We start from the raw sequence: 14,364 nt of genomic DNA, 5'->3' as shown, positions 1-14,364 counted from the left end.
CTGATATAGGCTGCATTGCCTTATCGCAATGGCGCCCGAAACCCAGACTGGCGGCATGACAAACACCCATCTGGAGACAACCAGCGTCACTCGCCGGCTCGTGCGCTACCGCCCGCAGGCTGCGAAGGACGAGATTCAAATCGAGTATGCGGACCAGGGCGCAGGGCCGGTCGTCTGCATGCTGCCATCGCTGGCCCGTTCCGGCCGTGACTACGACGTCGTTGCCCGCCATCTGCAGGCGCAAGGGCTGCGGGTACTGCGCCCCGAGCCTCGGGGCATAGGCCAAAGCCGTGGCCCCATGCAGGGGCTGACGCTGCATGACTTCGCAGCCGACGTCGCCGCCGTCATCGACCACGAAGCCACCGGCCCTGTCGTGGTCGTGGGTCATGCCTGGGGCAGCCAGCCGGCGCGCATGCTGGCGGCCGACAGGCCGGACCTGGTGCGCGGCGTCGTCATGGCCGCCGCCTCGGCAGGCAAGCTGCCGCCGGGATCGGACGAAAAGCCGTACGGCCGCCTGCGGGACGCAATCGATGGCGCGGGCGATGCACGGCTGTCCAGGGAGCAGCGCCTGGACTGCCTGCGCCGCGCCTTCTTTGCCCCGGGACATGACCCCAGCGCCTGGCTGGACGGGTGGAACGCCCAGGCCCATGAAGCGCAAGGCCATGCACGGCGCGTCACGCCCGTCGATGACTACTTCAGCGCAGGAACGACCGTTCCCATACTGGACCTTCGGGCCGAGCATGACGCGGTCGTGATCCCCCATGTGATGAAGTCCTGCCTGGGCGAGCGGGTGACGGAACAGGTGATTGCCGACGCGGGCCACGCCCTGGCGCCCGAGCAGCCCCTTGCCATGGCAGACGCCATTGCGGCATTCACGCGCCGCGTGTACGCCGCCTAGGCCAGCCCTTGCCCGCAAGACACCCGGCCCCTTCGGGGATGCGCCGGACAGAAACAGTGCTCAGGAGACAACGATGACCATCCACACGCCCGCAGCCGCCATCAGGAAAGCCTGGAAGTTCGCCATGACCTGTGCTGCCTGGGCCACCTGCACCCTGGTGGGCGCGCAAGACTATCCGGGCAAGCCGATCCGCATGGTGATTCCGTACACGCCGGGTGGCTCGATCGACACCGTGGGCCGCCTGGTGGCCGACCAACTGCAAAGGCAGCTGGGCCAGGCCATCGTGATCGAGAACGTTCCGGGGGCTTCCGGCCTGTTGGGAACCCTGCAGGTCAAGAAGGCCAAGCCTGACGGATACACGCTCATCTTCAATGCCTCCAGCCACGCCTACCTGCCGCTGGTCAGTTCCAAGAAAACCTATGACGCCGAACGTGACTTCACGCCCGTGGGGCAAATCGGGTACGTGCCGCTGATCGTGGCGGTCACCAACGAGTTGCCCGTCAGGACCGTGGCAGAGTTCGTGCAACTGGCCAGGGCCCATCCAGGCAAGTACACCTGGGCAACTTCCGGCCTGGGTACCACCAGCCACCTGAGCGAAGAGATGCTGAACCGGGCCCTTGGCCTGCAGATGGACATCGTCGCCTACAAGGGTGCCGTTCCCCAATTGACGGACGTGATCGGCGGCCATGTCTCCGCGGCCATCTCGCCCATGCCGGGTGTCATGCCCTTCGTGCAGGCCGGCCGTCTGCGGCCCCTTGCTGTCACCAGCAAGACCCGCGTCCCGTCGCTGCCCGATGTGCCGACGCTGGCGGAGGACACCATTGCCGGGTTCGAGCTCCTGTCCTGGTACGGAATCTGGGGCCCGGCCGGCCTGCCCGCAGACATCACCCACAGGTTGAACACCGAAATTTCAAAGGCCGTGGAGGCGCCGTCGCTGAAATCCAGGTTCGCCGAACTGTCCTTTGTCCCCGCGAAGTCCAGTCCTGCGCAGTTCCGGAAATTGATCGCTGACGACCTGAACAAGATCGGCAAGGCCGTCAGGGAAGCGGGCATCCGCATCGACTGACCTGCCGCTTCCGATCCGGGAGGCATGCCCTACACGGCGCGGGCGCCCTTGCGAAAGTCAAGCTCGCGCAGCAACTTGGCGGTTTCCGCGATCAGCCGGTTCGCGGGACGCGCCCTGGGCATGGCCAGCACGAGCTGGTTGCGTATGGCCGGCGGGCCGATGGGCGCAGACTGGATTCCAGTGCGGGCACCGGCCAGATTCAACGCACTGTCCGGAAGAATGGAGCAAGCCAGTCCCTCCTCCACCACGGACAGCGCCGTGTGCACGGCCCCCACCTCGGCCACCACGTTCAGCCGAATCTTGCGCGGCAGCAGGACGGCGTCCACGAGGCTGCGTATCGGGTTATGGGTGCCCGGCAGCACCAGCGGAAAGTCCGCCAGGGCCGAAAGGCCGATGCGCGACGGCAACCGGTAGCCCTTGGGAGCCACCAGCAGCATGGACTCGCGCATCAGGGGTTCGTAGGACAGCAGGGGCGTCGGAGCGGGGTCGAACATCAGACCCAGGTCGATGCGGCCCGCAATCATTCCCTCACGCAAGGACAGGCTCAGCCCCTCCACCACCGAAAGCAGTGCATGCGGCAGCCGGCGCCGGAACTCCCGTATCAGCGGCACGGCCAGGCTTGCCGCCACCCGGTGGGGCAGGCCCACGACCACGCTGCCGACGGGCTCGGCATGCATTTCCTTGAGATCGGACAGCGCCTGGCTGGCCGAGTTGAGCATCGTGCGTGCATGCGACAGCAGTGTCTCCCCGGCCGCGGTTGCTGCCACGCCGCGCCCTGTCCTGTCCAGCAGCCGCTGCCCCAGCTCCTCTTCCAGCAGTGCGATCTGGCGGCTCACGCTCGGCTGCGCCAAATTCAGCGCCACGGCCGCGCGGCTGATGCTGCCGTGCTCCACCACGGCGACGAAGTACTCCAGTTGGCGCAGATCCATAGGTATTCAACATAGCTGGTATAGGCGCCATCCAGTTTAACTTTGCCGGCATCGATCGCAAACTGGCCTGCATCGCCGCTTGCCACAGCGGCTCCACCGTGTCACATGAGGAAAGCCAATGAGCAGGTTCAAGTCCAAGATAGCCATCGTTACGGGGGCCGGATGCGTGGCAGCAGGCTGGGGCAACGGCAGGGCCATGGCCGTGCGCCTGGCGGAGGAAGGCGCGAAGGTGCTGGCGGTGGACCGTGACCAGGCGCGGCTTGACGAAACGCTGTCCCTGGCCGGCGAGGCGGCAGCGTCCATCACGACCTGCATCTGCGATGTCACCGACTCGTCCAGCGTCAAGGCCATGGTCCAGACCTGCCTGCAGGCCTGGGGCGTCCCGGACATCCTGATCAACAACGTGGGCGGCTCCGCAGCCGGCGGCCCCATTGAGCTGAGCGAGCAGGACTGGGACAGCCAGATCGACATCAACCTCAAGAGCGTCTTTCTGACCTGCAAGCATGTGCTCCCGCACATGGTCGAACGCGGCAGCGGCGCCATCGTCAACGTGGCGTCCACCTCGGGCCTGCGCTGGACCGGCAGCGCGCAGGTCGCCTATGCGGCCAGCAAGGCCGGCGTGATCCACCTGTCCCGCGTGGTGGCCGTGCAGCATGCGCCTGACGGCATTCGCGTGAACACGGTGGTGCCGGGCCAGCTGCACACCCCCATGGTGGAAGCGCGGCTGGCCAGGCAGCGCACAGGCGGCGATGTGGAGACGCTGCTGGCCTCGCGGGTCAGGCGCATCCCGCTGGGCTTCATGGGCGATGGCCGCGATACCGCCAGTGCCGCCCTGTACCTGGCCAGCGACGAGGCCCGCTTCGTGACGGGAACCGAGCTTGTCGTGGACGGCGGCATGACCGCACGCTGCGACTGAAATTGCACTGCGACTGGACTTGCACTGCGACTGACCTGGCGCTGCGACCGACGGGCCGATCGCCGCGGCCAGCCGCCATGGACATCGCATGGGCCCTGGGGCGAAGGCCGTGCTATGTCCCGCGCCAATGGGCATGCCGCACGCCAAGCTGCAGTTGCTGGATGCGCCGGTGGATGGTGGAGCGGCTGACGCCGAGCTGGCGCGCCGCCTCGGAGACATTGCCCTGGCATTGCGCAAGCAGCTGTTCCAGCGCCTGTGCGGCGGGCTCGCCGGCATTGCCAGCCAAGGCGGTGCGCGCTGGGGCGCGGTGCAGCGCATCGTGCAGGTGGTCAGGCAGGTGGTCGGGCTCGATGGTGCCGTCGCCATCGTGGCCGCACAGGGCTGCGGCGTAGCGCAGCGCGTTGTGCAGCTCGCGCAGGTTGCCGGGCCAGGCGTGCGCGGCCAGCACGGCGCGGGCTGCGTCGTTCAGGTGCAGGTGGCTGCCCAGGGTGGCCAGCATCTGGTCGGCAATGGTCTGCAGGTCGCTGCGCTGGCGCAGCGCAGGCAGGCGAAGCTCGGCCGCGTTGAGGCGGTACAGCAGGTCTTCCCGGAAGCTGCCACGCCGCACCAGCTCGGCCAGCGGCTGGTGCGAGGCCGAGATGAAGCGCACCGCCACCGCCCGTGGCGCGCGTGCGCCCAAGGGGGTGATTTCGGATTCGGACAGCACCCGCAGCAGCTTGGCCTGCAGGGCCAGGGGCATGTCGCCGATCTCGTCAAGGAACAGCGTGCCCTCGTGTGCCGCAGCAATCAGCCCTTCGCGGCCCTTGCTGGCGCCGCCGGTCCAGGTGCCGGGCAGGTAGCCGAACAGCTCGCTCTCCAGCAGTGCCTCGGGAATGGCTGCGCAGTTGATGGCAATGAAGGAGCCGCTGCGGCCGCTGGATGCATGCAGCGCGCGGGCCAGGTATTCCTTGCCTGCGCCGGTCTCTCCCTGCACCAGCACGGGCAGCTCTTGAGGTGCGAGCCGCGCGGCCTTGCGCAGCAGCGTCTGCAGTGCGGCATCACCCGTGTCCAGCGCCTGCAGCGCAGCAGGCAGCGGGGGCTGCGCCGGCCTTGCCTGCGCTTGCAGGCGGCGTGTCCGGCGCTGCGGCTCCATGGCATGGGCGAAGAGGATGCTGCCGTCGCGGGCGCGGATGATGCGCTCCTGCGCCGGGCGATTGCGGCGCAGCTCGGACAGGTGGCGCAGGTCCACGTCGAAGAAACGCTCCAGCGGCTGGCCGATGAGGCTCTTGCGCTGGCGCCAGTCCAGTTGCGCGGCCGCTGCCAACAGCCGCGCGCCCGCGTGGGTCATGGCGCGGATGCGGCCACGTGCATCGACGCTGATGGAGGCGTCGGGATCGACGTCGAGGAAATCGGGCGACTGGGCCAGGCGCACCACCCAGTCCTGGCCGGACTGCGCCATCAGGTTGGCCTGCTCCACCCGCCGCGCCGCGGCCATGACGAGGTTGAGCGCCAGGTTCTGGCTGGCCCGCTCGGCAGGTGAGCGCAGCAGCGACAGGTCCAGCACCGCCGCGAGTTCGCCGCGCATGTCGTAGATGGGCGCGGCCGTGCAGGACAGGCCGGTGTGGGTGAAGTCGAAATGGTCGCTCTGGTGCACCGTCAGCGCCTCGCCCGTCTCAAGGCAGGCACCCACGGCCGAGGTGCCCGAGTGGTCCTCGCGCCATTGCGCGCCCAGATACAGGCCCGCGCGGCGCAGGTCGCCCTTGTCGGCCTCATGCCCCAGAAAGTCCACGGCCACGCCATGCCGGTCCGCCAGCAGCAGCACGTAGTCCAGTCCCTTGAGCTGCTGGTACAGCCGCTCCAGCGCATGGCGGGCGATGTGGATCAGCGGCTCGGACTCCTCGCGGTGCGCGCGCAGCTGGCCTTCGGTGACGATGTGGGCTTCGCTGGTATGCGCCGGGTCGAGCCGGTGGGAGTCGATGCAGCGGCGCCAGCTGCGCAGCACGGCGCGGTCGCGCTCCTGCCCGCGGTGGGAGTAGCCCAGGCCGAAGGCTTCGATTTCCTGGATGTGCGAGGCGTAGGACTGCAGGGGCATGGCGTGGAGTCGATGCGGGCTTTGAACGTGCCGCAGACGATTCTGTGCCCTGTGCGGCGCAGCGCCAATCAAGACTTACCCACTGCCCCTGCTGCGCTGCAGCACGCCTGGTGCGACAGGTGTCGCAGGGCTGCCCCACCTGTGGCGGGCGGCAATGCCGGGCAGCGGGGTGCAAGGCGCAGGGTTTGTACCGGAGGCGCGCAGGCAACCCCTTGATTTGCCTGGCGCATCCTGCCGCCGGGCCTGCCTGGCATGGTGATTGCGTAAGAGCGCCTGCCCGAAGAAAAACCAGCGGGCATGACCGCATCAAGGAGACAACCATGACCGATACGACGCCCAACGCCCGCGCCAAGGCGATGCTTGACCAACTCAACCATGCCCTGGGAGACCGCGACTTCGCGGCCGCCAGCCGCCTGTTCGCCGACGAATGCTACTGGCGCGACCTGGTGCTGCTGACCTGGAACATCAAGACCATGGAAGGGCGCAGCCAGATCGCCGACATGCTGGCTGCGCAGCTGGACGCCGCGGCGCCCGTGCGCTTTTCGCTGGACGAGCGCGAGACGGTGGAGGAGGCCGATGGCGTGGTGTCCGCCTGGATCGTGATCGACACGCGCCATGCGCGCGGCGGCGGCCATGTCCGCATCAGGGACGGGCGTATCTGGACGCTGCTGACGGCCGCCCAGGAGCTCAAGGGCCATGAGGAACCCATGGGCACGCGCCGCCCGATGGGGGCCGAGCACGGCATCCGGCGTGGCCGCCAGACCTGGCTGGAGCGCCGCCAGCAGGAGGCCCAGGAACTGGGCCGCGACAGGCAGCCTTTCGTGCTCGTCATCGGCGGCGGCCAGGGCGGCATTGCGCTGGGCGCGCGGCTGCGCCAGCTGGGGGTATCGCACATCGTCATCGACCGCCAGGCGCGCCCTGGCGACCAGTGGCGCAACCGCTATAAATCGCTGTGCCTGCACGACCCGGTCTGGTACGACCACCTGCCGTACATGCCTTTCCCGGACAACTGGCCCGTGTTCGCGCCCAAGGACAAGATCGGCGACTGGCTGGAGATGTACACCAAGGTGATGGAGGTCAACTACTGGCCGTCCACCAACTGCCTGAACGCCCGCTTCGATGAGGAACGGCAGGAATGGGAAGTCACCTTGGAGCGCAATGGCGAGACGCAGGTGCTGCGCCCCAGGCATGTGGTGTTCGCCACCGGCATGTCGGGCAAGGCGAATGTGCCCAAGATCAAGGGCCAGGACATCTTCAAGGGCGAGCAGCAGCACTCGTCCCAGCACCATGGCCCGGACGCCTACGCGGGCAAGAAGGTGGTGGTGATCGGCGCCAACAATTCCGCCCACGACATCTGCGCGGCCCTGTGGGAGCACGGCGCCGATGTGACCATGGTACAGCGCTCGTCCACGCACATCGTGCGCTCCGATTCGCTGATGGACATCGGCCTGGGCGACCTGTACTCGGAGCGCGCCGTGGCCAGCGGCGTGACGACCAGGAAGGCGGACCTGATCTTTGCCTCGCTGCCCTACCGCATCATGGCCGACTTCCAGGTGCCGGTGTACAACCGCATCCGCGAGCGCGACGCTCAGTTCTACCGCCAGCTGGAGGCGACCGGCTTCATGCTGGACTTCGGGGATGACGACTCGGGCCTTTTCATGAAGTACCTGCGCCGCGCCTCGGGCTACTACATCGACGTGGGGGCCTGCGATCTGGTGATCGACGGCAGCATCAAGCTGCAGGCGGGCAAGCAGATCAGCCACCTGTCGGAAAACGCGGTGGTGCTGGCCGATGGCACCGAGCTGCCGGCGGACCTGGTGGTCTACGCGACCGGCTATGGCTCCATGAACGGCTGGGTGGCCGACCTGATCAGCCAGGAGGTGGCGGACAAGGTAGGCAAGGTCTGGGGCCTGGGCTCGGACACCACCAAGGACCCGGGACCGTGGGAGGGCGAGCAGCGCAACATGTGGAAGCCCACGCAGCAAGAGGCGCTGTGGTTCCACGGCGGCAACCTGCACCAGTCGCGCCACTACTCGCTGTACCTGGCGCTGCAGCTCAAGGCGCGGCAGGAAGGCCTGCCGGTGCGTGTCTATGACCTGCAGCAAGTTCATCACCTGCGGTAAGGCCGAATAATCGCCATGGGGCGGCTGTGCCGCCCGCCAACCCAGCCTTGCAAAACAGAAAGTTCAATCATGAAAGCAGCACGTTTCCACGACCGGGGCGACATCCGCATCGAGGACATCCCCGAACCCGTGGTGGAGCCCGGCACCGTGGGCATCGAAGTGGCCTGGTGCGGCATCTGCGGCACGGATCTGCATGAGTTCATGGAAGGGCCGATCTTCATCCCGCCCTGCGGCCACCCGCATCCCATCTCGGGCGAGTCCGCACCCATCACCATGGGGCATGAGTTCTCGGGCGTGGTGTACGCCGTGGGCGCAGGGGTGGACGATATCCAGGTCGGCCAGCATGTGGTGGTGGAGCCCTACATCGTGGCCGACGATGTGCCCACGGGGCCGGGCGACAACTACCACCTGTCCAAGGACATGAACTTCATCGGCCTGGGCGGGCGCGGTGGCGGGCTGTCCGAGCGGATTGCCGTCAAGCGCCGCTGGGTGCATCCCATCTCCGATGCCATTCCACTGGACCAGGCCGCGCTGATCGAGCCGCTGTCCGTGGGCCACCATGCCTACACCCGCAGCGGAGCGAAGGCCGGCGATGTGGCACTGGTGGGCGGCGCCGGCCCCATCGGCCTGCTGCTGTCGGCCATCCTCAAGGCCAAGGGCCTGACCGTCGTCATCACCGAGCTCAGTGCCAAGCGCAAGCAAAAGGCGCGTGAATCGGGCGTGGCCGATCACATCCTGGACCCCTCCGAGGTGGACGTGGTGGCCGAGGTGATGAAGCTCACCGGCGGCAAGGGCGTGGATGTGTCGTTCGAATGCACCAGCGTGAACAAGGTGCTGGACACGCTGGTGGCCGCGACGAAGGCCACGGGCGTGGTGGTGATCGTGTCCATCTGGAGCCATCCGGCCACCATCAACGTGCACAGCGTGGTCATGAAGGAGCTGGACGTGCGCGGCACCATCGCCTACTGCAACGACCACCAGGAAACCATCAAGCTGGTCGAGGAGGGCAAGATCAACCTCGAGCCCTTCATCACCCAGCGCATCCAGCTCGATGACCTGGTGGCCCAGGGCTTTGACACGCTGATCCACAACAACGAGTCGGCGGTGAAGATCATCGTGCAGCCACGGTTCAAATAGCCGCTGGGCACCGCGACTGTCGAGTCTCTTCGAGGCTTGAACCTTGAATCAAGGTAGATCAACCACTTGGCTTACCTCGAGCAGCATAGTTTTGAACTCCCGGATCGCTCAGTTTTGAACTTCACCAGAAGTTTTTCACTAAGTTTTGAATTCTTCCTTCACCGAATACTGACGTCAGTCTTTTCGTTCTCGTCGATAGCGCTTGGCTTTACCTGGTAGTGGTGCGGCAGCTCTACGCTCGCAAGTCATGGCGCAGAGCGCAGCCGGCGGCATGTATGTATGCGAGCCCGAAGACATAGAAACGTTGCCATTGACATTGCAGCAATGTTGCAGGATGATTTCCAAACAATTTCGGAGGGCATCCATGACACGCGACATCGCCGTTGGAAAATACATCTGGGCTGCTGCCGGTTTCGATGACACCTTGTTAAGGTGGCAGATGAAACCGGAGGTGGTTAATGGAGAGAAGAAGGACATTCAGTCGCGAGTTCAAACTCGAGGCGGTCAAACTGGTCGTTGAGCGTGGCGTGTCTGTGGCCCAGGCGGCCAAAGACTTGGACGTTCACGAGAACGTGCTGCGCAAGTGGGTGCGTGAGCTGAGGCAGGAGCCTCAGGAGGCGTTCCCTGGCAACGGCAAACAAAAGGCGCAGGATGCTGAGATAGCACGGCTGCACAAGGAAGTGGCCAAGCTCAAGATGGAGCGCGACATATTGAAAAAAGCCGCGGCCTACTTCGCGAAGGAGTCGATGTGAAGTTCGGCTTCGTGGCGAAACACCGAGGGGCCTGGCCGGTCAATCTGATGTGCGAGGCGCTCGGTGTCTCGCGAGGCGGCTTCTACGCCTGGCTCACACGACCCAGGAGCCGGCGTAGCCTCAGCGACGAGGTGCTGGGTGCGCAAGTGCATCAGAGCTTTGTACGCAGCGACCGCACCTACGGCGCACGCCGTGTGTGGCACGACGTGCTGGAGCAAGGCCAGACCTGTGGGCTGCATCGTATTGAGCGGCTCATGCGGGAGCAGGCGCTGCGTGCGAGACCGCGAAGGCGTGGACTACCCAAGGACCGTGGCGCGCGTGGTGCTGTGGCTGACAACGTGCTGGACCGTCAGTTCCAGGCAGATGGTCCGAACCAGAAATGGGTGGCCGACTTCACCTATATCTGGACGGCAGAAGGCTGGCTTTACGTAGCTGCGGTACTGGACCTGTACTCCCGTCGAATCGTGGGCTGGTCGATGCAGGAGAGCATGACCTCGCAGCTCGTGGTGGACGCGCTGATGATGGCTGTGTGGCGCCGGGGCAGGCCAGTGGCACTGCTGCACCACTCGGACCAGGGTAGCCAATACACAAGCGAGCACTTCCAGAGGCTGCTGGACGAACAGGGCATCACTTGCAGTATGAGTCGGGCTGGTGAGGTCTGGGACAACTCGGCCATGGAGAGCTTCTTCAGTTCTCTGAAGACCGAGCGCACGGCCCGTAAGGTGTACAGGACACGAGGGCAGGCCCGCTCAGATGTGTTCGATTACATCGAGTGCTTCTACAACCCGACGCGTCGGCATTCGACGCTCGGATATCTCAGTCCCGTACAGTTCGAGCAAGCTCAAGAAGCTTAGGTCGGTGTCAACGAGACCGGCAGCAGCCCAATCGCCACCCTGCGCGAGCAGGCGAGACTGAAGCAAGCCGAACTCGCACGCAAGCTCACCTGGAGCCCCGCCGTACTGTCCCGCGTCGAGAGCGGTGAGCGCACGCTCGGCGGCGACGAGCTGGCTACGATCCTCAACGGCATCGGCACTCCCGAAGCTCTCAAACTACAGGAAATGCTCGCCCGTGAATGGAAGATCCTTTCTGAACCTCCGCTCGGCGACCCGGATGCCGACCTCCTATGGAGCGCTGAGCAGACGGCCCAACAGGTTCATGACCTGGCCGAGCGGCCGGACGTCAAGCAGTTCTTCGAGCGCCGCCTGGTACGTTATCAGGACGAGCTGAAAACAGCCGCCGCGCGCGTGGCCGACAAACGCTTCCGCGCCGCCTTCATCGGCACCATCGCCGTCGGCAAGTCGACAGCAATCTGCAGTGCGCAGGGCCTCGAGATTTCGACGGGAAAGGGCTTGCCAAAAGCGGTGCTTGAGACCGGCACCGGGCGCATCACGCTTTGCGAGGTTCACGTCCGGCAGGGTCCAGGCTACGGCCTGATGGTCGAGCCCTGCAGCGATGACGAAATCCGCCGCCACGTTTCTGACTTTGCGAGTTTCCTGCTCCGACCGACGCAACCGGTGCCGCAGGATGACGACGAAAGTGAATCCGCTTCACCTGGCGTGTCCGGCGAGATTGAGCGCGCCATCCGCAATATGGCAGGCCTGCGCCGCCGCCGAGCGGAGCGGAAGCAGGACGGCACGGTCGTGCCCGCCAGCGACGAAGCCCGGGCGCTGGCAGCAACGCTGACAGACTCGAAGGCGCTCGCGGTCGAAATCCTCTCGCGCATGGAGCTGCACCGGCGCGCAGAGCGCGATATGTGGCACAGCGCCGACAGCGGCACAAACCCGCTGGAGTGGCTACAGGACGCGTTCGAGCGCATCAACAACGGCCGCCACTCGGATTTCACGCTGCCCCGGCGCATTGAACTATTCGTACCGCAGACCATCCTGCAGGAGAGTGAGGTCGATCTCACTCTGATCGACACGCGCGGCATCGATGAGTTGGCGGAGCGTCGCGACCTTGAGCAGCACTTTGACGACCCGCATACAGTCGTCGTGCTGTGCAGCCGGTTCGATGAAACCCCAGCTCTGCCGGTCCGGCAGCTGCTGACGCGCGCTAGGGAGGCCGGGGTACGCACCCTGGAGAGCCACGCAGCGATCCTGGCGCTGCCGCGGCCGGGCGAGGCGACGATGGTCAAGGAAAACGGCGTCTTGGTCCAGGACGCGGCGGAAGGTCGCGAGGTCAAGGGCTTCGAGGCTGCAGATCGTCTCCAGCAACTCGGCGTTGGCACAATACCGATCGAGTTCTTCAACGCATCGGAGGATGACCCGGAGGATCTACGCAGCTTCGTCTGCAGGCGTATCCGCGTAGTCCGGCAGTGGCAGCGCGACGCCTTGGAGGAGATCATTTCGGGAGCGCAGGCGCTGCTAGAAAACCATGAACGGGCCCAGGCCCGCGAGGCGATGCAGGCCGCAGCGCGCAGACTGCAAACTTGGCTCGAAAACAATGCCGCGCTGCCCAAGAGCACAACGCGGCACGTGCATGACAGCCTCGTCAAGGCGGTCGAGGCCGCCCATCCGCGGACGGTCTACGCTGCCATCGTGCGCGACGGGGATTGGTTGAACCTGCACTACGGGCATCAATTGAGTCACGGCGCACGCCGGCTCGCCGCAATTCTCACAGAGCCGAAGCTAAACGAGTTTCGGGCGATTGCGAACAACCTGCTCCAGGACGATCAGTTCGCCGACGCACACGGCCTCGTGCATCAGACCATCAGGTCCGTGGAGGCCGGCTTTGACGCAGTGATCCGCAAGGCCCAACTGGTCGGCGAAAGTGTGCACGCCGACGAGATGCGAGGGGACTCCGACTTCTGGCGCGATTGCAGCAGCCAGTGGGGTCTGGGGAAAGGCTATCGGGAGCGAATCAATGTGCGCAATCATGACTGGTTTTGCGTCAAGCACGATGGCGAGGCGGATGCGCGAGTGCTGGCCGCGGTTACAGAGGCCTGGGACGACGCGATGGCATCGGTGCGCCATCTGCTGATCCAAGGCTGAACCCGGGCGGCCGTTGCCGTTCGCCTAGTTGGCAGCAGTCCCTCGCGCCAAACAAATCTTCAGTCCGCACTGTAATCCGCAGCAGTCGTTGAAGCCTTAGGCTGAGTGTCCGAAATCAGTTCTGGGGCCGCCGGTAGCGGCTTTGGGGCGAAAGACTGCTGACGGCGGTGGATTCAACCGGTCAACGCAACACACTCATCAAACATTTCAGCAGGTGTTCTGAACCCCAGCGTCTTCCTGGGACGCTGGTTCAACTGCCTTGCAATCGCATCCAAGCTCTCCTGTGAGTAGCCCGACAGATCCAGGCCTTTGGGAAGGTACTGCCTGAGTAACCCGTTCGTGTTCTCGTTGGTGCCCCGTTGCCATGGATGGTGCGGGTCGCAGAAGTAGACCTGGATGTCGGTCGCCAACGTGAAGCGCTTGTGCCCCGCCATTTCCGAGCCGCGATCCCAGGTCAAGGAGCGGTAGAGCTCATGCGGCAGGCTCCTGGCATGTCTGGCTAGGGCCGCAGCCACGGTGTACGAGTCTTTGTCCACCAGCTTGACCAGCATCACATAGCGCGTGTGTCGCTCCACCAAGGTCGCGATCTGGCTATGAGCATCGCCGAACAGCAAGTCTCCTTCCCAATGCCCTGGCACGGCCCGATCTTCTATACAGGCCGGACGTTCGCTGATGGGGACGGCACCGACGATTCGGCCATGGATACTGGTCTTTTGCGTGTAGTGCCGTGAACGACGCATGCCTCTGGTGCGCCGCAAATGCTCCAGAAGCTCCTTCTTCAAAGCGCCCCGCGTCTGGACAAAGAGCGTGCGATAGATGGCTTCGTGGGACACCTGCATGCTCCTTTGCTCTGGGTAGGTCCGTTTGAGCCAACCGGCGATCTGCTCAGGCGACCATCGATGCTGCAGTTTGCCAGCCACGATCTGCGCCAGGGCTGGATTGCTCGCCAGCTTGCAACGCTTGGGGCGGTGCGCACGCTCCCAGGCTGCTTCATCGGCGCGCGCAGCCCTGTAGCAACTCTTGCCACCGTTGCGGTGAAGCTCACGGCTGACAGTGGATGCAGCTCGCCCCAAGCGCGCGGCAACGCAGTGGATGGATTCGCCCGCAGCCAATGCCCGCGAGATCTCCTCGCGCTCAGCGAGAGTCAGTGCCAATCGTGATCGATGGCGCGCTGGCGGGCGGATTCCGCCGGTTGCGGCCAGGATGTTCTGAATGGAGGTATGTGGCCGATCGAACAGCTTGCCGATCTGGTGCAGGGTATCGCCCTTGCTCCAGCGATCCCACATCATCGCCTTCTGTGCTTCGGTGTAGTAGATCCGAGGTCGTTGCTTCATGGCCAGCACTCCTTGCGCCAGGTGCAGTCATTGTGTTGCATCGACCGGTTGAATTCGCAGCCAGGAGCGGCCGATTGATTCCACCGCTAACTGGTCATCCAGGCGGCGGCTTCACGACGGGAAGCGGACACTGAGGGGCTAATGCACG

Annotated in this window: 11 protein-coding genes; 8 read left to right on the top strand and 3 right to left on the bottom strand. The window is 65.2% G+C overall.

The features are described 5' to 3' along the window. The first annotated feature begins 55 nt into the window (after nt 1-55). Entirely contained in the window at nt 56-898 is an 843-nt protein-coding gene (locus AC5I49_RS04985; RefSeq protein WP_495788935.1) for an alpha/beta fold hydrolase, read from the top strand. 73 nt (nt 899-971) lie between these two features. Continuing rightward, nucleotides 972-1,964: a Bug family tripartite tricarboxylate transporter substrate binding protein gene (locus AC5I49_RS04980; protein WP_338497941.1), complete on the top strand. Its 993-nt coding sequence runs from the start codon at nt 972-974 to the stop codon at nt 1,962-1,964. A 29-nt stretch (nt 1,965-1,993) separates the two neighbouring features. Here AC5I49_RS04980 and AC5I49_RS04975 read toward each other — a convergent pair whose 3' ends face one another. Beyond that, the gene (locus AC5I49_RS04975; RefSeq protein ID WP_016450162.1) at nt 1,994-2,893 is read right to left on the bottom strand and encodes a LysR family transcriptional regulator; all 900 of its coding nucleotides are present in this window, start codon (nt 2,891-2,893) and stop codon (nt 1,994-1,996) included. A 118-nt stretch (nt 2,894-3,011) separates the two neighbouring features. Here AC5I49_RS04975 and AC5I49_RS04970 point away from each other — a divergent pair, with 118 nt between their 5' ends. Then, on the top strand, nt 3,012-3,809 hold the full coding sequence (locus AC5I49_RS04970) for an SDR family NAD(P)-dependent oxidoreductase (protein WP_252652192.1): 798 nt from the start codon (nt 3,012-3,014) through the stop codon (nt 3,807-3,809). A gap of 112 nt (nt 3,810-3,921) precedes the next feature. Here the strand turns inward: AC5I49_RS04970 and AC5I49_RS04965 are convergent, their stop codons facing one another. Further along, nucleotides 3,922-5,880 carry a sigma-54-dependent Fis family transcriptional regulator gene (locus AC5I49_RS04965; protein ID WP_495788934.1) on the bottom strand — a complete coding sequence of 653 codons (1,959 nt, stop codon included), beginning with the start codon at nt 5,878-5,880 and terminating at the stop codon, nt 3,922-3,924. Nucleotides 5,881-6,200: 320 nt separating this feature from the next. Here AC5I49_RS04965 and AC5I49_RS04960 point away from each other — a divergent pair, with 320 nt between their 5' ends. The 5 genes from AC5I49_RS04960 to AC5I49_RS04940 all read left to right on the top strand — a co-directional run bounded on the left by AC5I49_RS04960 (nt 6,201) and on the right by AC5I49_RS04940 (nt 12,882). Then, entirely contained in the window at nt 6,201-8,003 is a 1,803-nt protein-coding gene (locus AC5I49_RS04960) for an NAD(P)/FAD-dependent oxidoreductase (RefSeq protein ID WP_495788933.1), read from the top strand. Nucleotides 8,004-8,072: 69 nt separating this feature from the next. Then, complete coding sequence (locus AC5I49_RS04955; protein WP_016450158.1) at nt 8,073-9,140, top strand: 2,3-butanediol dehydrogenase; 1,068 nt, start codon at nt 8,073-8,075, stop codon at nt 9,138-9,140. A 364-nt stretch (nt 9,141-9,504) separates the two neighbouring features. Continuing rightward, a complete protein-coding gene (locus tag AC5I49_RS04950) occupies nt 9,505-9,660 on the top strand; it encodes a hypothetical protein (RefSeq protein WP_203399914.1) in 156 nt (51 codons plus the stop codon). Then, a protein-coding gene (locus AC5I49_RS04945) for an IS3 family transposase (RefSeq protein WP_089577556.1) occupies nt 9,599-10,746 on the top strand; the annotation gives its coding sequence in 2 pieces (ribosomal slippage) (nt 9,599-9,860 and nt 9,860-10,746; 1,149 coding nt in all). Before AC5I49_RS04950 ends, AC5I49_RS04945 begins: the two co-directional genes overlap by 62 nt. A gap of 30 nt (nt 10,747-10,776) precedes the next feature. Then, on the top strand, nt 10,777-12,882 hold the full coding sequence (locus tag AC5I49_RS04940) for a helix-turn-helix domain-containing protein (protein WP_203401064.1): 2,106 nt from the start codon (nt 10,777-10,779) through the stop codon (nt 12,880-12,882). 173 nt (nt 12,883-13,055) lie between these two features. On the opposite strand, the gene AC5I49_RS04935 is transcribed toward AC5I49_RS04940, so the two are convergent. Next, nucleotides 13,056-14,216 (bottom strand): IS30 family transposase, encoded by a 1,161-nt coding sequence (locus AC5I49_RS04935; RefSeq protein WP_495788932.1) that lies wholly within the window; start codon nt 14,214-14,216, stop codon nt 13,056-13,058. Nucleotides 14,217-14,364: the final 148 nt, after the last annotated feature.

Source organism: Delftia sp., from assembly GCF_059499305.1.
This window is presented reverse-complemented; position numbering and strand designations above follow the sequence as displayed.